The sequence below is a fragment of the Paraburkholderia sp. BR10954 genome, from assembly GCF_040965775.1.
Taxonomy (GTDB): Bacteria; Pseudomonadota; Gammaproteobacteria; order Burkholderiales; family Burkholderiaceae; genus Paraburkholderia; species Paraburkholderia youngii.
In genome coordinates, this window is sequence record NZ_JBFRCK010000012.1 from 168691 (window position 1) to 187800 (window position 19110).

At 64.4% G+C, this 19110-nt stretch carries 17 protein-coding genes; 9 read left to right on the forward strand and 8 right to left on the reverse strand.

From position 1 onward, the window contains the following. Positions 1 to 142: 142 nt before the first annotated feature. Positions 143 to 322 carry a hypothetical protein gene (locus tag AB4Y34_RS18840; protein WP_176109876.1) on the reverse strand — a complete coding sequence of 60 codons (180 nt, stop codon included), beginning with the start codon at positions 320 to 322 and terminating at the stop codon, positions 143 to 145. Positions 323 to 814: 492 nt separating this feature from the next. On the opposite strand from AB4Y34_RS18840, the gene sap1 reads away from it, so the two are divergent. Continuing rightward, a complete protein-coding gene (gene sap1, locus AB4Y34_RS18845; RefSeq protein WP_013091020.1) occupies positions 815 to 1153 on the forward strand; it encodes a surface attachment protein Sap1 in 339 nt (112 codons plus the stop codon). 254 nt (positions 1154 to 1407) lie between these two features. Here the strand turns inward: sap1 and araH are convergent, their stop codons facing one another. From araH to AB4Y34_RS18865, 4 genes are all read right to left on the reverse strand, one after another. Further along, the gene (gene araH / locus AB4Y34_RS18850) at positions 1408 to 2412 is read right to left on the reverse strand and encodes an L-arabinose ABC transporter permease AraH (RefSeq protein ID WP_176380615.1); all 1005 of its coding nucleotides are present in this window, start codon (positions 2410 to 2412) and stop codon (positions 1408 to 1410) included. 74 nt (positions 2413 to 2486) lie between these two features. Continuing rightward, positions 2487 to 4046, reverse strand: coding sequence for an L-arabinose ABC transporter ATP-binding protein AraG (araG, locus tag AB4Y34_RS18855; protein ID WP_368716838.1), 1560 nt, complete (start codon positions 4044 to 4046; stop codon positions 2487 to 2489). A gap of 93 nt (positions 4047 to 4139) precedes the next feature. After that, on the reverse strand, positions 4140 to 5144 hold the full coding sequence (locus AB4Y34_RS18860) for an arabinose ABC transporter substrate-binding protein (RefSeq protein ID WP_176122396.1): 1005 nt from the start codon (positions 5142 to 5144) through the stop codon (positions 4140 to 4142). Positions 5145 to 5322: 178 nt separating this feature from the next. Next, positions 5323 to 6771 (reverse strand): aldehyde dehydrogenase family protein, encoded by a 1449-nt coding sequence (locus tag AB4Y34_RS18865; RefSeq protein ID WP_368716839.1) that lies wholly within the window; start codon positions 6769 to 6771, stop codon positions 5323 to 5325. A 171-nt stretch (positions 6772 to 6942) separates the two neighbouring features. Between AB4Y34_RS18865 and AB4Y34_RS18870 the strand changes: the two genes are divergently transcribed. After that, positions 6943 to 7920: a LysR family transcriptional regulator gene (locus AB4Y34_RS18870; protein WP_368716840.1), complete on the forward strand. Its 978-nt coding sequence runs from the start codon at positions 6943 to 6945 to the stop codon at positions 7918 to 7920. Positions 7921 to 8062: 142 nt separating this feature from the next. Then, positions 8063 to 8617, forward strand: coding sequence for a YaeQ family protein (locus AB4Y34_RS18875; RefSeq protein ID WP_368716855.1), 555 nt, complete (start codon positions 8063 to 8065; stop codon positions 8615 to 8617). Positions 8618 to 8661: 44 nt separating this feature from the next. Here the strand turns inward: AB4Y34_RS18875 and AB4Y34_RS18880 are convergent, their stop codons facing one another. Next, positions 8662 to 9087, reverse strand: coding sequence for a VOC family protein (locus AB4Y34_RS18880; protein ID WP_176380613.1), 426 nt, complete (start codon positions 9085 to 9087; stop codon positions 8662 to 8664). Between the two features lie 439 nt (positions 9088 to 9526). Here AB4Y34_RS18880 and ada point away from each other — a divergent pair, with 439 nt between their 5' ends. From ada to AB4Y34_RS18900, 4 genes are all read left to right on the forward strand, one after another. After that, positions 9527 to 10687, forward strand: coding sequence for a bifunctional DNA-binding transcriptional regulator/O6-methylguanine-DNA methyltransferase Ada (ada, locus tag AB4Y34_RS18885; RefSeq protein WP_368716856.1), 1161 nt, complete (start codon positions 9527 to 9529; stop codon positions 10685 to 10687). Continuing rightward, a complete protein-coding gene (locus tag AB4Y34_RS18890) occupies positions 10684 to 11604 on the forward strand; it encodes a DNA-3-methyladenine glycosylase (RefSeq protein ID WP_368716841.1) in 921 nt (306 codons plus the stop codon). The genes ada and AB4Y34_RS18890 overlap by 4 nt, the downstream gene beginning before the upstream one ends. Before the next feature lie 217 nt (positions 11605 to 11821). Continuing rightward, the gene (gene gshA / locus AB4Y34_RS18895; RefSeq protein ID WP_368716842.1) at positions 11822 to 13438 is read left to right on the forward strand and encodes a glutamate--cysteine ligase; all 1617 of its coding nucleotides are present in this window, start codon (positions 11822 to 11824) and stop codon (positions 13436 to 13438) included. 220 nt (positions 13439 to 13658) lie between these two features. Further along, positions 13659 to 14174: a hypothetical protein gene (locus AB4Y34_RS18900; RefSeq protein WP_368716843.1), complete on the forward strand. Its 516-nt coding sequence runs from the start codon at positions 13659 to 13661 to the stop codon at positions 14172 to 14174. A 51-nt stretch (positions 14175 to 14225) separates the two neighbouring features. Here the strand turns inward: AB4Y34_RS18900 and AB4Y34_RS18905 are convergent, their stop codons facing one another. After that, a complete protein-coding gene (locus AB4Y34_RS18905; RefSeq protein WP_176380609.1) occupies positions 14226 to 15788 on the reverse strand; it encodes a DHA2 family efflux MFS transporter permease subunit in 1563 nt (520 codons plus the stop codon). 212 nt (positions 15789 to 16000) lie between these two features. Continuing rightward, positions 16001 to 16507 carry a MarR family winged helix-turn-helix transcriptional regulator gene (locus AB4Y34_RS18910; protein WP_368716844.1) on the reverse strand — a complete coding sequence of 169 codons (507 nt, stop codon included), beginning with the start codon at positions 16505 to 16507 and terminating at the stop codon, positions 16001 to 16003. A gap of 257 nt (positions 16508 to 16764) precedes the next feature. Here AB4Y34_RS18910 and AB4Y34_RS18915 point away from each other — a divergent pair, with 257 nt between their 5' ends. After that, positions 16765 to 17169, forward strand: a complete 405-nt coding sequence (locus AB4Y34_RS18915; protein WP_368716845.1) for a hypothetical protein — start codon at positions 16765 to 16767, stop codon at positions 17167 to 17169. A 256-nt stretch (positions 17170 to 17425) separates the two neighbouring features. Next, complete coding sequence (locus AB4Y34_RS18920; protein WP_176380606.1) at positions 17426 to 19021, forward strand: efflux transporter outer membrane subunit; 1596 nt, start codon at positions 17426 to 17428, stop codon at positions 19019 to 19021. Positions 19022 to 19110 lie beyond the last annotated feature (89 nt).

Here is a 19110-nt window from a genome sequence, read left to right on the forward strand (position 1 = left end):
CAACTGTAAAAGCCGTTGAAACCCACCGATTGGCGCGTCGCGACTAGACTGCTATTGCCTTGTGTTCAAGGCATTGAGTGTGGATCTCTTTTTTAGCCTGCCCTTGTGGCAGGCTTTTTTCTTCAGGGGTCCGCTCGCAGCCTCAGAGCCGATCGCGAGAACGGCGTAGCGGATGGCGCCAGTCGATGCGCCGCGGACGCGGTGACAACGGCCGACCGTCGTGCAGGTCGCGATGTTCTTGCCACAGTTCGTCGGAAAAAAGAAACATCACGATGAGCAGCGGAACGACCAGAAAAATCCCGAGTATTACGTGCTCGTTCACGATAGCCTCCAGGTGCGGGAGATTTGTTCCAATTGTAGAGCAGCGCCTGTACCCGTAAGCCGTTGCAGGCCCTTCACGAAAGCTGAGAGAGACGACTGGCACCATTTGTTTTCTGCACCTGCCGCGTTATTGCACCTAGCGGCTTTCGCCCGCCGAATGACTTTGTGTGCGATGCACAAACTAGTTGATTAAATTGTACTAAATCACTTAATTGGCGCTTCGCGTTTACGCGAATGCGGGCGCAAAGCTTTACCAGCTAAAGCGATGAGCGAGTTGGACCTTTAGTAATTCTTTTCATTGCCATTCGATCAGGCGTCTGCTCAAGCTTTAATCAGCCCTGACAGCGGGTGCGACAATTAGCCACTGTTGCGACCGCACACAAGATGTGCTTGTCGTTCTTCTCGGTTCTCCTAAAGTACAAGTTGTGCGTCCATCGTTAAAGTTAAATACATAGCTAACCGAGTATTTTTTCGGGCCGCCCCGGAGGAATAAATGAAAACTCGAATTGCCGTTGTTTTCGCCATCGCGGGTTTGGCTGCCGCTAGCGTTCAGGCGCAAGACGTCGTGATCAAGCCGCAGCAAACGATCCAGTTCAAGGCCAATGCGTATGGCTGCGTATCGAAGGACAAGCTCGATGCCGTCGATCACCATGCGCAAGCCGGTGAACAGCAGCAGATGCAGGAATTCTTCTCCGGATATCAATGCGTATCGACACCGACCGACTCGAGTTTCCGGGTGGTGCGCGTGGTCGGCCACGACGTCGAGTTCGTGAATGCAGCCAATAGCGACACCGAGGGGCTCTGGGCGAACGACCGATTTATCAAGCAATAAGTACAACACCGGTATTCCGGCAAAAGCCGGAACACGGTCGCACGCGTCTCCACTGCGGCTTTAAAGTCGCAGCCGTGAACGCGTGAGCTAAAAAAGGACGGCTTGGGCATTCAGATGCCAAGCCGTTTTTTTTATTACTTTTCATACAGGCCAAGCTTCACGCGCAATAAAAAAGCCGATGCGGGTTTTATCGACCCGCATCGGCAGTACGCCTTCTCGCAAAGCGCAGGAAACCGGCCAGGTGCAGCGGCGCGTCAGTGCACGCGCTTGCTGCGGCGGAACTGGTCGAACAGCACCGCAAGCAGCAGGATGCCGCCGCGGATCAGGTACTGATAGAACGTCGGCACGTTAAGCAGGCTCATCGCGTCCTGTACCGAACCCATGATCAGCACGCCGACCAGCACGCCAGAGATCGTCGCGACACCGCCCGTCAGCGACACGCCGCCGAGCACGCAAGCGGAAATCACGCCGAGTTCGAGCCCGACGGACGTCTTCGGATCGCCGAGACTCATGCGCGACGCGAGCATCACGCCTGCGAAGCCGGTCACGAGCCCTTGCAGCACGAATACGGTGATCTTGATCCGCGTGACGGGCAGCCCCGCGAGCACGGCCGCTTCGCTATTGCCGCCGACGGCCAGCACGTTCTTGCCGAACACGGTTTTTTTCAGCAGGAAGCCGAACAGCACGAAGCCGATGATGTTGCTCCAGATCGGATAAGAAATGCCGAGGAACGAGCCACCGCCGAGATCGAAGAAGCGCTCCTCGGAGATCATCACCGCGTCGCCGTTCGACGTGATGTAGGCGAGGCCGCGAACGACCTCCATCATCGCGAGCGTGACGATCAGCGAGTTGATCTTGTAGCGCGCGACCAGCGTGCCGTTGACGAGCCCGACCGCGCCGCCCGCGAGCACGCCGGCCGCGACCCCGATGAATACGCTATGTGTCGCGGTGATCAGCACGGAAGCCACCACGCCGGAAAACGCGACGATCGACGCGACCGACAGGTCCACCTCGCCGAGCGCGAGCACGAACATCATCGTGACTGAGATCGAGCCGATCAGCGTGACCGACAGCAGCAAGCCCTGGATGTTGCGCGAGCTCAGAAAGCCCGGGACCGTGAACGACAGCACCGCGAACAGGATGATGAACACCATCACGATGCCGGATTTGTTGATCAGGTCCCAGGTGCGCGCGGCACGCGCGGTCAAGCCGGCGGAGGCGACGGCGGGGGTCGAGGAATCGGTGGAAGGTATGTTCATGATGTCTGTTCCATTCAATGCCGTATTCGTTGCGGTATTCGATAAGAGGTCTGAGGGCGAGAGCCGTTGGCCGATCAGCGCGGCAACGCCAGCTTGATCAGCGCATCCGGCGTGGCTTGCGCCTTCGGCAGATCGCCGACGATGCGGCCTTCCTTCATCACGATCACGCGATCGGTCACGCCGATCACCTCGGCGAGATCGCTCGATACGACGATGACCGTGCGGCCCGCCTCGGCGAGCCCATACAACAGCCCGTAAATCTCGCTGCGAGCCCCGACGTCGATGCCGCGCGTCGGCTCGTCCATCAGGAACACGTCGATCTCTTCGGCGAGCCAGCGCGAGAGGATCACCTTCTGCTGATTGCCGCCGGACAGCGTGCCGATCGGCGTGTCGCCGTTGCGGGTCTTGATCGCGAGCTTGCCGATGAACTCACGCGTGGTCTGCGCTTCCTTGCGGCCGTTGAGCACGTTGAAGCGACTGAAGTGGCGGCGGCAGCTGATGTTCAGGTTGTCCGACACCGACGCGATCGACACGATGCCTTCCTGCTTGCGATCCTCGGGACACAGTGCGACACCGGCGCGCACCGCGTCGCGCGGCGTGGCGAACTGCACGCGCTTGCCCTTCAGCGCGACCCCGCCGGCGCTCGGCTTGACCGCGCCGTAGATCAGCTTCATCAGCTCGGAGCGGCCCGCGCCGACGAGCCCGAAAAAGCCGACAATCTCGCCCTTGCGCGCCGAAAACGACGTCGGTTCGCGCAGGCCCGGCCCCATCAGACCGTCGACCTGAAGCTGCACGTCGCCGTGCTCGCGCGCGCGATAGCCGTACACATCGGTGATCGAGCGGCCCACCATGCAGCTGATCAGCCGATCGCGATCGAGTCCCGCGCCTGCCTCGAAGGTGTCGATGCGGCGGCCGTCGCGAAACACGGTGACGCGATCGCACAGTTCGTAGACTTCATCCATCCGGTGAGTGACGTAAATGATCGCGCGGCCTTCGGCCTTCAGCGCGCGGATGATGCGGAACAGTTGCGTGGTTTCGCGCGACGACAGCGAGCTGGTTGGTTCGTCGAACGCGATCACCCGCGCGTCGCGCATTAGCGCTTTGCCGATTTCGATCATCTGCCGCTGACCGATCGACAGATGCTTGACCTGCTGCGACGGATCGAGCTTTTCGCCGAGCCGTTCGAGCTCGCGCATCGCGCGCGCGACCAGGGCCTTTTCGTCCAGAACCCCGAAGCGATTCGGGAGCGCGCCGAGCATCAGGTTCTCGGCGACGGTCAGCTCCGGCACCAGATGCAGCTCCTGATAGATGATCGCGATGCCCGCGGCGATTGCCGCCTTGGTCGTCGCGAACTGCTGCTCGACGCCATCGAGCGACAGCGTGCCCGACACGGGATGATTGACGCCGGACAGCACCTTCAGCAGCGTCGACTTGCCGGCGCCGTTTTCGCCCATCAGGCCGTGCACCTCGCCGCGGCGCACTTCGAGCGACACCTGGTCGAGCGCGAGCACGCCCGGGAAGCGCACGGTGATCCCCTCGAGCTGGAGATAGGGAGCGTCGGATGCGGGCGTCGGTGCAGGCGAGGGCGCAAGCGCCGCGTCGCCGGCATGAGACCCGGTGAATAAGGACGTCATCGGAAAAACCTCGAACGGATGGAACCAGAGCGGGCCACGCTCACGCTAAACGCAACGCGCGATGCGGCCCGCCGTCTGCTGCGAGAACTTCGCTTAAATACCCAGTTCCTTGCGCACGTCCTGCCAGTTGCTGCGGACCATCAGCTTGCCGGTGGTCTGCGTATCGGCGGGCGGCTGCTTGCCGTTCTTGATCCATTCGACGAGGTTTTCGGTGCTCTCCTTGCCGTGGTTCGTCGAGCTGACCGCGATCGTGCCGTAGAAGCCCGTCGGTTCCTTCTTCTGGAACTCGGCGAACGCCTCGCCCGCGCCGTTGATGCCGACGCCGATCACGTCCGTGCCCGGAATGTGCAGCTGTTCGGTCGCGCGCACGCCGCCGAGCACGCTTTCCTCGTTGAGCGCGAAGATCACCCACTTCTTGATGTTCGGATGCTGCGCGAGCACCGGCGACACCGCGTTGAAGCCGCCTTCGTCGTCGGTGGTTTTCTGCGGAGCGTCGAAGATGTTTTCCTTCTTGAAGCCGCCGGCGAGCAGCGACTGCGTCGCGCCGTCGGTGCGCAGCTTCGCGGTCGGCAGTTCGTAGTCGGTGATGCGCAGCGCGCCGACTTCCTCGGGCTTCCAGCCGCGGCGCTTCATTTCCTCGGAGATCGCCGTGCCGACCTGATTGCCGATCTTGAACGCGGACATGCCGAGGTGCGGCACGTTGGCAAGCGGCTTGCCGGTCGAATCGACCAGCTGGTCGTCGACCGTCACGAACTTCATGTTGTAGCGCTTCGCGCGTGCCTGGATCGCCGGTCCGAGACGCACGTCGGGCGCGCAGATCACGAAGCCCTTCGCGCCTTGCGCGCCGAGGTTGTCGATCGCGGCCAGCACTTTTTCGCCGTCGGGCGTACCGATGTTGACGACCGAGAATCCGTCCTTCTGGCCGAGCGCGGTTGCGGCTTTCTGTTCGTTGATGAACCACGCCTGTTCCGGCATCTTCACGAGGAAGCCGACTTTGAGCGGCTCGTCCGCATGCGCGGACAGTTGCGCGGCAAACGGCGCGGCGAGGGCGGCGGCGGCGATCGCGGTCAGAGTCAAACGGCGAAGCTTGCTGGTCATCTACTGTCTCCTGAGGTTGAAAAGCTGCATTGATGTCGTGGTAGTTGCAGCGGGGTAACGCGGGCGGCGCCAGCCGACGCGCGGATCGGGGTGGATCTGGGCTCGGCAAGCCGGGCGATTAGTGGCGCGGGGCGCACGGTGAGTGGCGCGGCGAAAACCGTGGTGCGGCTCATCGGTTCTAGCCCGCCACGTACGCCGTTTTCACGGCGGTCCAGAACGCGGCATCGCTCGTGCCATAGGCCGACGCCTTGCGCCCGCCGCCGGGTCCGTGATGTTCGACGGCCGTGGTCGGCAGGTTGATCGTGACGAGACCGCTCTGCACGTGGCGGCGGAAATGCCGCGCGCGTTCGAGCGAGCGCGTGCAGATGCCGGCGCACAATCCGTAGGTGGTGTCGTTCGCGAGATGCAGCGCGTGTTCGTAATCGTCCGCACGCAGCACGACCGCGAGCGGCCCGAAAATCTCTTCGCGCGCGATGCGATGCTCCGGTTCGCCGACAAACAGCGCCGGCTCGAAAAAATAGCCGCGCGTCGCGCGGTGCAGCTGCCTACCGCCGCGCAGCAACTGCGCGCCTTCCTGTTCCCCGATGCGCACGTATTCGAGATTGCGTTCGAGCTGCGCGGCGTTCGCCGCCGGGCCGATGTCGGTGCCGTGCTTCAGCGCGTGATCGACGGTGAGTTTCGCGAGCTTCGCCTGCAACGCGTCGACGAACTGCGCGAACACTGCGCGCTCGACGATCAGCCGTGCGGCCGCGGTGCTGCGTTGGCCCGTCGCGCTGAAGGCGCCGGTCAGCGCGGCATCGACCGCGCCGTCGAGATTGGCGTCGGCCAGCACGACGAACGGATTCTTGCCGCCCATCTCGAGCTGCACGCGTGCCTGGCGCGTCGCGGCGGCCTGTAGCACACGTGTGCCGGTATCGGACGAACCGGTGAAGCTGATCGCGGCGACAAGCGGATGCGCGACGATTCGCGCACCGACTTTGCGGCCGCTACCCATCACGAGGTTGAACACGCCGGCCGGCAAGCCCGCGCGACTGACGATCGACGCCAGCGCCGCCGCGCAGGCCGGCACCGATTCGGCCGGCTTGTACACGACGCAGTTGCCATGCGCGAGCGCGGCACCGATCTTCGCCGCGGCGATCGCGAGCGGCGCGCTCCACGGTGCGATGACGCCGACCACCCCGAGCGGCTCGCGCGTCACGTCGATTTCGACGCCGGCACGCGCGGACGCGAGCGGTTCGGCGAACGCGCGCAGCGCCTCGGCGGCGAACAGCTTGAACAGTTGCCCCGCGCGCGTCGCTTCGGCGAGCGCCTCGGGCAGCACCTTGCCGACTTCACGCGCGAGGAGACGCGCCAGTTCCTCGCGGCGCGCGAGCATTTCGCTGCCGATCGCATCGAGCGCGTCGGCGCGGCGCTGCGCGGAGGCAAGCGACCAGTCGCGAAACGCCGCGTGCGCCGCCTCGATTGCGCTGTCGGTCTGCCGCACGTCGGCCCGCACGTATTCGCCGACCGGTTCGTCGAGATCCGACGGATTGAGCGACACGCCCGCGGTCGCACCCGTCTCCCATCCGCCATTGATGTAATGGCGAAACGGGCTGGTAACGAGGGGGACGAGCGGATCGCGGTTCATCGGCGGAAAAGGCGCACCGGAAGTTCACAAAAGTCCACGAATGGTATGAGTCGTCCCAATAACTTTCCAATCCCTTTTTAGGCTTCTCCGATATCAGTTTCGATATGGCATCATGGGAACTTCAAAGCAGAACGTACAAACATCGCCCATAAAAACCTGGAGACCCCTGCGATGACGCGTAGCTATTCGAACTGGTTCGTGCGCGCGCGCCTGAAGACGCGCCAGTTGTTGCTGCTTGCCGCGATGGAGGAGGAGGGCAACGTGCGCCGCGCGGCTGACGTGCTCGGCATGACGCAGCCGGCCGCGTCGCGCCTGTTGAAAGAACTGGAGGACATGCTCCGCGTGAGCCTGTTCGACCGCACGCCGCACGGTATGCACGCGACGCTGTACGGCGAGGTGATGATCCGCCACGCGCGCATGGTGCTGTCGAACCTGAGCCAGGCGCACGACGAAATCTCGGCGCTGCGCTCGGGGCTCGCGGGTCAGGTGCGCATCGGCGTGATCGCCGCGGCTGCCGCGACGATGGTGCCGCGCGCGATCGCGAGCGTGAAGGAGCGTTATCCGCAGTTGCAGATCTGGACCGAGGTCGAGACCTCCGACGTGATGCTGCCGCGGCTCGCCGAAGGCGATCTCGACATCATGATCGGCCGCGTGCTCGAACGGCAGAATCAGTTCAAGACCGACGTGCGCTACGAACCGCTCGCCGACGAACCGCTGTGCGTGGTCGCCCGTCCTGGCCATCCGCTCGAGAACGAAACGGGATTGACGCTGCGCGGTATCGTCAACGCGGCGTGGGTGCTGCATCCGCCGGGCAGCGTGCTGCGCCACCGCTTCGATCTGATGTTTTCGCAGATTGGCCTGAATCCGCCGCAGAACGTCGTCAATACGAATAACTTCCTCGCGATTTCGAGCCTGCTGCTGCAAAGCGACATGTTAGCTGTATTGCCCGATGAAGTGGCGCGTCAGTACCAACAGTACGGGGTATTGAAACGCGTACCGATCGATTTACCGTGCAGGATGGACACATTCGGTATCATCACGCGCCAGTCGCATCTGTTGTCTCCGGCGGCCGCCCTCGTGCTCGAGGCGCTGCGGGAGGCGGCTCGCGACGTGTACGGCACCGCCATGGAACCGGTAGTGGCCCGCTAAATGCTTCCTTCCGTGTCATAGGCACCGGCCGACGGCGCGGGAGGAACAGACGATGTACAGCAAACACAAGAAACGGCAACGCGCCGTCGACGATTCATTTTCGCTGCGCTCCGGTGGAGCGAGCGCCTGGTTTAGCAACGGCATGGCTCTCAAATCGACGATATACAAGGCTGAATTGCAGATCGCGGACATGGACCGGCACTATTACGCCGACCATTCACTGACGATCGCCCGTCACCCCTCGGAAACCGACGAACGGATGATGGTCCGCGTCGCCGCGTTCGCGCTGTTCGCACATGAGCGGCTGGAGTTTTGCAAAGGTTTGTCGGATGTCGACGAGCCGGATCTGTGGGCGAAGGATCTGACCGGCGCGATCGACACCTGGATTGAGGTCGGCCAGCCCGACGAGCGCCGCATCGCGAAGGCGAGCGGCCGTGCCAATCAGGTGATCGTGATCGCGTATGGCGGGCGGACCTCGGAAATCTGGTGGCAGGGCGTGCGCAACAAGGTCGAGCGCCTGCGCAACGTGACGGTCTGGACGCTCGGCGAGGACGTCGCGGCATCGCTCGGCTCACTCGCCGAGCGCACGATGCGGCTGCAATGCACGGTGCAGGACGGCGAAGGCTGGCTCGGCAGTGCCGAAGCCGACGCGGTGAAGATCGACTGGACCGTACTGAAAGCGCCCGCCGACGCGTGATGGAACCGGTCTGAACCGGTTTTTGCGCAGTTTCGTTTTCGCCTTCAGAGCGACGTGATTCGCGCCGCCTCCGGCGGCCCCTTCAGTTCGACCATGTTGCCCTCCGGGTCGAACAGATACAGCGACGGTCCAAACCCGTCCGCGCCATAACGCACCCCCTGTTCGCCGAGCCGCGCGCCATGCGCGCTCAGATGCGCCTTCAGCGCGTCGGCGTCGAACGACTCGACGCGCAGACACAGGTGATCCATGTTGCGCCCGGTGCCCGCCTCACCGTTTTCCGCGCGATCGAGCTTAGCGCCGACCTGCAGCAGATCGATCAGCGATCGGCCCGCGCGCAGCTGGGTGAGGCCGAGTTCGCGCTGCTCCTTTTCAACGCTGCAACCGAGTACGTCGCAGTAAAAGCGCGCGAGAGTCTCGACGTGCGTCGCCCGGATCACGACGTGGTCGATCTCGCGAATGTGGATTTTCATGTTGAACGCCCTTTCGCTAGTTCGGAGAACCGATTAGGAAGTGTAGGAGAAAGGGCGGGGGGCGGATCGGCGGGCAAAAAAAAGCCCGCTCAAGTGGAGCGGGCTGAATCCATATCAGGAGGAGACATGGAGGAGACAGGTACTAATATACACATCGGCTTGGTGCGACGCAATACCTTTTTAAGGGAAAACCCGATATCGTGCAAAATTGTCGCGATTTGAGGCAAAACGCCCGGCCGCCGAGCGTTCCGCGGCGTTTCGGACCACGGTTTGCCGGGGGTTTTGACCCCACCACGGGTAAGGACAAGCGCGGCCGAATGACAGAGCAAGAACCGGCGCGTACTGTGTAGCGAACAGGCCTAGATTGATGAGCATCGACACTGACTGCCCATCCGGGCCCCCGGACATCATGAACGCCACCACTCGCCATTCCACCCCCATGCGCACCACCGCGGACGTCGACGCCACCCAGTGGCACACCGACGACGAGCGCTGGGACGCCGTCACCCACCGCGACCCCGATGCCGACGGCGCATTCTTCTACGCGGTCAGGACGACCGGCGTGTTCTGCCGGCCGTCGTGCGCGTCGCGCCAGCCGCGCCGCGAAAACGTCGCCTTCTTCACCGATGCCGCCGCCGCGCGCGCCGCGGGCTTCCGCGATTGCAAGCGGTGCCAGCCGGGCGGCCTGCCACGCGAGCTTGACATCGTCGCGAGGGCCTGCGCGGCGCTCGACGCCGATCCGCAGCAGCGCCTCACGCTCGTGCAGCTGAGCGACGCCGTGCACGTGAGCCCGTTTCATTTGCAGCGCCTGTTCAAGCGCGTCGTCGGCGTGTCGCCGCGTCAGTACCAGGCCGCGCTGCGCGGCGCCGCGCTGCGCGACGCGCTACAGGGCGGCGCCGATGTCACGCGAGCGACACTCGACGCCGGTTTCGGCTCGCCGTCGCGCATGTACGACAGCGCGCCGGCCGAGCTCGGCATGGCGCCCTCCGCTTACCGGCGCAAGGGCGCCGGGCTCACGGTGCGCTATGCGAGCGCGCCGACCTCGCTCGGCTTCGTGCTGGTCGCGGCGACCGATAAGGGCATCTGCAAGATCGGTTTCGGCGACGACACCGCGCTGCTGATCGACGAATTGCGCGGCGAGTTCTCGAACGCCGAGCTGCGCGAAGACGCTGGGCGCCTAGCTCCGTTCATCGCGCAGATCGATGCGTATCTGCGCGGCACGCGCCAGGACTTCGACCTGCCGCTCGACATCGCGTCGACCGCGTTCAAGCAGCGCGTGTGGGATGCTTTGCGACGCATCCCGTACGGCGAAACGCGCAGCTACTCGCAGATCGCCGAGGCGGTCGGTTCGCCGCGCGCGGTGCGCGCCGTCGCGAGCGCATGCGCGACCAATCCGGTCGCGCTCGCGATTCCTTGCCATCGCGTCGTGCAGAAGGGCGGGGCGCTCGCCGGCTATCGCTGGGGGCTGCCGCGCAAGGCCGCGTTGCTCGACAATGAGGCGCAGCACGCAGGCGGCGCTTCAGCCGGCGACGCGCCGCGCCGCCGCGCAAGCCGCCCCGATGGCGATTCCCGCCACTCCAACCTGGATCACGCCGCTTGAGCACGCTTACCGACGTCGCAACTCTGGAATTACCGTTCAAGGCACCGTTCGACTGGCCGCGGCTGCTGCGTTTTTTCAGCGGCCGCGCGACGCCTGGCGTCGAAGCCGTCGAGGACGGCGCGTATCGTCGCGCGATCGACTGGAACGGCGACAGCGGCACACTCAGCGTGCGGCTGCATCCGCGCAAGCGCTGCATCGTCGCGAGCATCGAAGGGCCGGCGAGCCGGCATGCCGATGCACTCGCCGCGCCGATCGCGAAGATGTTCGATCTGCGCGCCGATCCGAAGAAGATCGCCGCCGGACTCGCCGCGGACCCGTGGCTCGCGCCACTCGTCGCCGCGGTGCCTGGCCTGCGGGTGCCGGGCGCATGGTCGGGCTTCGAACTGGTGGTGCGTGCGATCGTCGGTCAGCAGGTCAGCGTGAAGGCCGCGACGACCATCATCGGACGGCTCGTGCAGCGCGCGGGCCAACGCATCGACGGCCATCCGCATCAGGACACCGCGTGGCGTTTTCCGACGCCGGCCGCGCTCGCCGAAGTCGATCTCGCGCAGATCGGCATGCCCGGCAAACGCGTCGCCGCGTTACAGGGCTTTGCGCGCGCGGTCGCGAGCGGCGACGTCCCGCTCGACAGCAGCGACACCGTCGACGCCGCGAGCCTGCGCGCTGCGTTGCTCGCGCTCGCGGGCATCGGCCCATGGACCGTCGAATACGTCGCGATGCGCGCATGGCGCGACCCCGATGCATGGCCCGCGTCGGATCTCGTGCTGATGCAATCGATCTGTGCGCGCGATCCTTCGCTGATACGGCCTGCACAGCAGCGCAGCCGCAGCGACGCGTGGCGGCCGTATCGCGCGTATGCCGCGATGCATCTGTGGAACGAGGTAGCGGATCGGGCGGGCGCGGCGCGCGGCGGGTGAATTGAGCTGAGCGTCGTCACGACGCGCTGATGGCGATGGCGCAGTTCAGCGCGACCCCGCCATGCGCGCTCAACCCCGCCGAAGCGGCCGCAAGCAGCCGTTCTGGCGAGATGTTAAAGTGCCCGCTACTGAAAATTCCGCCGAACGTTGTCAGCCGCTGTATCGCCTGTGAATCGTCTGGCGATACACGGCGACCGGCAACGCCCGACCTGCATCAATGCCAAACACCACACCATCCGGCACGACCGACGTGCTTTCGCACCGCCTGTCCGTGCTCGACTCGAGCCCGCAGCGCGATGCGCTGATACGCGGCCTGCGCGGCATCGAAAGGGAAAGCCTGCGCGTAACGCGCGACGGCCAGCTCGCGATGACGCCGCATCCGCGCGCGCTCGGCTCGGCGCTCACGCATCCGTCGCTGACGACCGACTACTCCGAGGCGCTGCTCGAGCTGATCACGCCGGCCGAGCAGGACGCCGCCGAAACGCTCGCGCAGCTCGACGTGCTGCATCGTTTCGTCTACGCGGAGCTCGGCGACGAGATCCTGTGGAACAACTCGATGCCGGGGCTGTTGCCCGCCACCGACGACGGCATTCCGATCGCGCACTACGGCACGTCGAACATCGGCAAGCTGAAGTACGTGTACCGGGTCGGCCTCGCGCTGCGCTATGGCCGCACGATGCAGTGCATCGCGGGCATCCACTACAACTATTCGCTGAACGAAGAAGTGTGGCGCCTGCTGCACGCCGATCAGCAATCCACCGCGAACGCCGTCGACTTCCAGTCCGACCGCTACCTCGCGCTGATCCGCAATTTCCGCCGCACGAACTGGCTGCTGATGTATCTGTTCGGCGCGTCGCCGGCGCTCGATCGTCGATTCCTCCGCGATCGCAAACACACGCTCGACGCGTTCGACGCCGACACGCTGTATCGCCCGTACGCGACGAGCCTGCGCATGAGCGATCTCGGCTATTCGAATACGACCGCGCAAGCCGCGCTGCACGCCGACTACGACACGCTGCCCGGCTATCTCGACGCGCTCGCGAAAGCCGTGAGCCAGCCGTATCCCGCCTACGAGCAAATCGGTACGCAACGCGACGGCGAGTGGGTGCAGATCAACACCAACGTGCTGCAGATCGAAAACGAGTTCTATTCGACGATCCGTCCGAAGCGCGTCACGTATCCGGGTGAGCGGCCGCTCCATGCGCTCGCCGTGCGCGGCGTGCAATACGTCGAAGTGCGTTGCATGGATATCGATCCGTTCGAGCCGACCGGCATTTCGCTCGAAACATCGCGCTTTCTCGACGCGTACCTGCTCGTGTGCGCTCTCGACGACAGCGCGCCATTGCCTCCGCCCGCCTACACCGAAGCGAATCAGAACTTCAGCCGCGTGACGATGGAAGGCCGCAAGCCAGGCCTCGAACTGGTTCGCGACGGCAAGCCGGTCGCGATGACCGAATGGGCCGACGAACTGCTCGTGAAAATCGACGCCGCGGCGGCCGTGCTCGACGGCTTGAGGGGCGGCGACGAACACGCGCGCGCGGTCGCCGCGCAACGCGCGAAGCTCGCGGACGTATCGCTGACGCCATCGGCGCGCGTGCTGCAAATGATGCGTGACCAGCAGCAGAGCTTTCTCGCGTTCGGCCTCGCGCAAAGCGAAGCGCACGCCGCGTACTTCCGCGCGCGTCCGCTCGATGCCGAGCAGTCCAAGGCGTTTGCGGACCTCGCGGCGCAATCGCTCGACGAACAGGCGAAGCTCGAACGCGAGGAGGTTGGTTCGTTCGACGCGTTCGTCGCCGCGTATCGGGCCTATACGCTCAATCGCTTCAGTGTCTGAGCGCTCGGACAACAACAACTCGAGAAGTGATCAAGCGGCCCACGTGGCCGCTTTTTTTTGTCGTGCGAAACCGCAAGTAAGCTCTACGGATTGCTCTCGTCGAGCGCGCGCAATCGGCAAATTCTCCACGCGCCGTCGCGATTCTCTGATCTGGGTGAAACACCGCTTCGATGGGGTGGTCCAAAATAATATGACAGGCTCCACAGGGGGAGGTATCGACGTGAAGAACAAAGCTCTGTTGGCCGCACTGTGTCTCCTAGCGACTACGGGATGCTCAACGCAGGGTCAGGTCAATCCGGACGTCATGCAGATCGCGACCAAGCCATTGACGTGTTCGAACAAGGCCGAATGCGACCTCTGGTGGCAACGGGCGCAATCGTGGGTCGCGAGTCATTCGAAGTACAAGATCGAGACCGCAAACGACTCGCTGATCCAGACCGCCGGTCCCGACGGTGGCAAGCGGGCTCTCGCGTTTCAGATCACGCGCGCCTCGGAACCCGATGGCACCGTTACGATCGGCTTTTCCGCGCACTGCGACAGCTCGCTCGGCTGCAAGCCGAATCCGTGGGAAGCCGGTGCTGATTTCAAGCAGTATGTGAGACGCACCACGGGCACAGCCGACAGCGCGCCGCAAGGCAGTGCGACGCCATCGCAGAACGCGCCCGATGCGACGCATCCGGAGACGATGCCCGGAAAGACCATCAGGCTGCCGAATGGCGAGGCGATGTCGCAATAGCTGAAGCTGTGGCGGCAGCGGCGATGCATTCGCCGCTGCCGCGTGTTTGCTTCAGTGTCCTAACGAGGGCCCGCTGCCCTTGCGTGGCTTGGTGATCCACACGAGCACGGCCAGCACGATAAACGCCGCGCACGAGATGCGGAAAAAATCGTTGGTGGCCATCATGTACGCCTGGCTAGTCACCACCTGGTTCAACTGCGCGGTGAGACTGTCGCCGGACAGCCCAGCGCCCGCGAGCGCATTCGTATAGGCGTTGGTGTTGGCCGAATACGTGTTGACCGTATCGGCGAGCATCGCGTGGTGATAGATCGTGTCGTTTTCCCAGAACGTCGTGCTGATCGCAGTGCCGATCGCGCCCGACAACGTGCGGAAAAAGTTCGACAGACCCGACGCGCTCGCAAGACGCTCGTCGGGCACGCTGGACAGCGTGATCGTCGTCATCGGCACGAAGAAGCACGCGACGCCGATGCCCTGCACGAGCCGCGGCAGGATCACGTGGCCGAACGGCACGTCGAGTGTGAACGTCGAGTTCCAGAACGACACGATCGCGAACACGATGAACGCGAAGCTCGCGACCATGCGCAGATTCAGCCGATGCATGTTCTTGCCGATCATCGGCGATAGAAACAACGCAAGCAGTCCGACGGGTGCCGTGGCGAGGCCCGCGAGGCCCGCCGTGTAGCCCATCACCGTTTGCAGCCATAGCGGAAAGATCACCACCGAACCGAAGAACGCCATGAAGCCGAACGAAATGATCACGACGCCGAGCGCGAAATTGCGATCCTTGAACAGCGACAGGTCGACGATCGGCTCCTCCTCGGTCAACTCCCACACGAGCAGGAATGCAATCGACACGAGCGCTATCACGGCGAGCGCGACGATGAACGTCGAGTTGAACCAGTCGCGGTCCTTGCCGAGGTCCAGCATCATCTGCAGGCAAGACACGCCGGTCACGAGCAGCACGAGGCCCACCACGTCGATGCGCTGGCGCGTCGTCTGCGTTTCGCGGCCACGCAGCAGCAGATACGCGCAGAACGCCGAGAACAGGCCGATCGGAACGTTGATGTAGAAGATCCACGGCCACGTGAAGTTATCGGTGATATAGCCGCCCATCACCGGGCCGAAGATCGGCGCGCAGATCACCGTCATCGCCCATAAGCCGAGCGCGAGGCCGCGCTTCGCGGGGGGGTAGGAGCGCATCAGAATCGTCTGCGACAGCGGCACCATCGGCCCGGACACGAGCCCTTGCGCGAGCCGGAATGCGATCAGCGATTCGAAGTTATGCGCGAAACCGCAGGCCGCCGACGCGATCGTGAACAGCAGCACCGACAGTGTGAAGAGCCGTACCTCGCCGACGCGTCGCGCGAGCCAGCCGGTCAGCGGCACGGCAATCGCCGAGGCGACCGAGTACGACGAGATCACCCAGGTGCCCTGACTGGCCGCGACGCCGAGACTGCCGGAAATGGTCGGCACTGCGACGTTCGCAATCGAGGTGTCGAGCACCTCCATGAAGGTGCCGAGCGCAAGCCCGACGGTCAGCAGCGCGAGCGTGCCGCCTTTGAGCGGAGCGGGTTCGGCTGCGGGCAGCGCGGCGTTGGAAGCCGTGGCATCCATAGTTTTGGTTCTCCTCAGGCGGCAAAAGCTTGTCGTGGCAGCTTTATCGGGCGTTTCAGACATGATGCTTACATGCCGCATCACTCTCTGCCCAGACAGATATCCGATGACAATGGCGCCTTGGAAAGGCGCCTTGTGATTGTCTTGCTAGTACTTCGTGATGAAGCGCCGCCACCCTCCGACGACGATCGCGCCTCGACGCACGCTTCGGCTCATCGCCGCGGCTCGTCCGGCGGTGACACCGGTCCGCAACCCACGTCGGCTTCCCCCTCGGGACCATTTGCGATGAAACGGGCGAGCAGATGAATCAGCGTCGCGTGCTCCTCGGCGGTAAAGCCGCGCAGTTGGTCGTTCAGCACGGTCGCGCCGAGGTTCGGCAGTTGCCGCGCGGCCTCGTGGCCTTGCGGTGTCAGCTCCAGTTTCACCATGCGTCGGTCGTCGTTGCTGCGCGTGCGCACGACGAAGCCTTTCTTTTCCAGGCGATCGAGCAGTCGCGTCATCGAGCCGCTGTCGTACGACATCGCGCGCGACAGCTCGAAAGGCGTACTCGCGCGTCGCGACGACAGCATCAGAATCACGCCGATCTGCTGCGCGGTGAGTCCGAGCGGCTTGACCGCACGGTCCGTGCGCTCGACCAGCACATTGCGCGCTTTCGTCAGGTAGTAGCCAAGACTGCTCGTGAGCTCGACTTCGTCCGCTTTGTAGGGGCCATCAACCATGGGGTATCCGAAACATCCACGCAAGACGAAGTTTAGCTGCCTAAGCAGACAAGTCAAATCACATTTTGCGGTGCGCAACGAGCCGACCTAAAAACAACAGTCGCATCTTTTGCGCCGCACAGTAACTTGAAATTTGCTTGCATGGTCAATATTATGACAGGCAATGAGTTTCGCGCGTCCTGCGCCATTCGAGACCATGTTCTGACCGATCGACCGCACGCCGCCCGCCTCGCGACGCGCGCCAAAGGATTACCCCGATGCTGTACCTCAAAAACACGCTTGGCGGCCTCAGCCGCTCACTGACCGATTCCGCACTCCATAGCTTCCAGGGCCGGCACCGCTGGTGGAAGCTCGCGCTATTCGCGGGATTGTTCGTGCTGCCGGGCGGGTCGGTGGGCGTCGCGCTGCTCGCTTGGGCCGAGCATCGACGGGAAACGAAGCGGGCGAAGAAGGACAACGCCGTAATCGTGGAATCCAGCGAAATCGTATTGCCGAAGGAAAACTTCGCGATTGAGACGGAAAACGTCGTCGCCGCGACAGCCAACAGCGGCAACGCTTGCCTCGCATCCGGTGGTGCGTCGTGCCGGGCCGCGGCTGGCAGGCTCGCGTGTCAGCGTCAGCGTCAACGCCAGCAGACCCAATCAACGGAAACGAGGCTCTGAAGGGGTACCGATTCGCCGCGCCTTTCTCGCCATTTCAAACACCGCAAACCCGCTGCTCCTCGCTCCGCCGGTAACAACGCGTAACCATCGCGTCACCGCAAGTAACACACCTGCGCACCGCCTCGCATTAACCTTTCAGCTTTCGGTTTCCCGCGCTCGCGCGGGCCCATACGCTAACATTCCGGCAGACCACGATCTCGCCCGGCCGGTGGCGCCGTTCCCTGCCATACCGCGGCGGCCAGAAGGAATTCATTGCATGCAGTCTGTTCGAATCTCGCGCGCGCGGGCATTTGCGCCGCGCGTCCTGTCCCTTGCCGTCAGCGCGGCCTGCGCGGCACTCGTCGCCGCCTGCGCGGTCGGCCCGAACTATCAGCGGCCGGCCACCGAGATCCCCGCGTCGTTCAAGGAGGCCGCGCCCGGCTGGAAGGTTGCCGAGCCCGCCGATCAACACGACCGCGGCGACTGGTGGGCGATCTACGAAGACCCGAAGCTCAACGAACTCGAAGACAAGCTCAACGCAGCGAACCAGACCATCGCGCAATTTGCCGCGAACTACCGGCAGGCGCGCGCGCTCGTCGGCGAAGCGCGGGCCGCGTACTTCCCGACCATCGGTGCGTCGGCGGGCGCGACCCGCTCGGGCAACGGCGCGCAAACCGGCGGCAATGCGACGACGGCGACGAGTCGCGAAGGCATCAATAACAGCTTCAACGTCCAGATGACGGCGAGCTGGGAGCCGGACCTGTGGGGCTCGGTCACGCGCTCGGTCAACGCACAGAAAGCCGGCCAGCAGGGCGCGGCCGCCGAACTCGCAAACGCGCGCCTGTCCGCTCAGGCAACGCTCGCGCAGACCTACTTCCTGCTGCGCGCGCTCGACTCCACGCAGAAGCTGCTCGACGACACCGTTCTCGCCTATCAGCGCTCACTGCAGCTCACGCAGAATCAGTACGCGGCCGGCGTCGCCGCGCGCTCAGACGTGATCCAGGCGCAAACGCAGCTGCAATCGGCGCAGGCCGCCGCGATCGAGAACGGCATCCAGCGCGCGCAGGACGAGCACGCGATCGCGGTGCTGATCGGCGTGCCCGCGTCGATGTTCTCGCTGCCGCCGATGCCGCTCACCGCGACGCCGCCCGCCGTGCCCGCGCAGATGCCGTCCGCGCTGCTCGAACGCAGGCCGGATATCGCATCGGCGGAACGCAAGGCCGCGGCGGCCAACGAGCAGATCGGCGTGGCGATCGCCGCGTTCTTCCCGTCGCTCACGCTGTCGGCGACCGGAGGCTTCGAGAACTCGGTGTTCTCGCAATTGTTGACGTTGCCGTCGCGCTTCTGGACGCTCGGCCCGCAACTGGCCGGGACGATCTTCGACGCCGGCCTGCGCAAGGCCCAAACCGAGGCCGCGCGCGCCACCTATGACGCGGATGTCGCGACTTATCGGCAGACGGTGCTCGCCGCGTTCCAGGACGTCGAGGACAACCTTGCGTCGCTGCGCATCCTCGAGCAGGAAATCGTCGTGCAGCGGCAGGCGGTCGACTCCGCGCGCCAGGCGCTCGCCATCGTGACGAACGAGTACAAGGCGGGTACGGTCGGCTTCGTCAACGTGCTGACCGCGCAGACCACGGCGTTCACGGCCGAACAGAAGCTCGAGAATATCGCCGGGCAGCGGATGGTGTCGTCGGTGGGGCTCGTGAAGGCGCTCGGCGGCGGCTGGGATGCGTCGCAGATGAATCGCGAGACCGGCGATGTCGCGGCGCCCGCGCCGCTGCCGGCATCGGCTCCGGCGGCTGCGGCAGCGGCAGTCGGCGCGGCGTCCATCGCACAGGGCAATGCGCCGCCAGCGCGGGTGCAAAGCAAATAATTGCCCGCTGCGCCCGCCGCGCAGCGGAATCGCAATATAGAAGAGGCATGACCGCGATTCGCGGCCATGCCTCTTTTTTCATCCCGCTA

Bases quoted from the DNA above. Each gene is read 5' to 3' on its own strand.
- sap1 (WP_013091020.1), top strand. From the start codon at position 815: ATGAAAACTCGAATTGCCGTTGTTTTCGCCATCGCGGGTTTGGCTGCC.
- araH (WP_176380615.1), bottom strand. From the start codon at position 2,412: ATGAACATACCTTCCACCGATTCCTCGACCCCCGCCGTCGCCTCCGCC.
- araG (WP_368716838.1), bottom strand. From the start codon at position 4,046: ATGACGTCCTTATTCACCGGGTCTCATGCCGGCGACGCGGCGCTTGCG.
- AB4Y34_RS18860 (WP_176122396.1), bottom strand. From the start codon at position 5,144: ATGACCAGCAAGCTTCGCCGTTTGACTCTGACCGCGATCGCCGCCGCC.
- AB4Y34_RS18865 (WP_368716839.1), bottom strand. From the start codon at position 6,771: ATGAACCGCGATCCGCTCGTCCCCCTCGTTACCAGCCCGTTTCGCCAT.
- AB4Y34_RS18870 (WP_368716840.1), top strand. From the start codon at position 6,943: ATGACGCGTAGCTATTCGAACTGGTTCGTGCGCGCGCGCCTGAAGACG.
- AB4Y34_RS18875 (WP_368716855.1), top strand. From the start codon at position 8,063: ATGGCTCTCAAATCGACGATATACAAGGCTGAATTGCAGATCGCGGAC.
- AB4Y34_RS18880 (WP_176380613.1), bottom strand. From the start codon at position 9,087: ATGAAAATCCACATTCGCGAGATCGACCACGTCGTGATCCGGGCGACG.
- ada (WP_368716856.1), top strand. From the start codon at position 9,527: ATGCGCACCACCGCGGACGTCGACGCCACCCAGTGGCACACCGACGAC.
- gshA (WP_368716842.1), top strand. From the start codon at position 11,822: ATGCCAAACACCACACCATCCGGCACGACCGACGTGCTTTCGCACCGC.
- AB4Y34_RS18905 (WP_176380609.1), bottom strand. From the start codon at position 15,788: ATGGATGCCACGGCTTCCAACGCCGCGCTGCCCGCAGCCGAACCCGCT.
- AB4Y34_RS18910 (WP_368716844.1), bottom strand. From the start codon at position 16,507: ATGGTTGATGGCCCCTACAAAGCGGACGAAGTCGAGCTCACGAGCAGT.
- AB4Y34_RS18915 (WP_368716845.1), top strand. From the start codon at position 16,765: ATGCTGTACCTCAAAAACACGCTTGGCGGCCTCAGCCGCTCACTGACC.
- AB4Y34_RS18920 (WP_176380606.1), top strand. From the start codon at position 17,426: ATGCAGTCTGTTCGAATCTCGCGCGCGCGGGCATTTGCGCCGCGCGTC.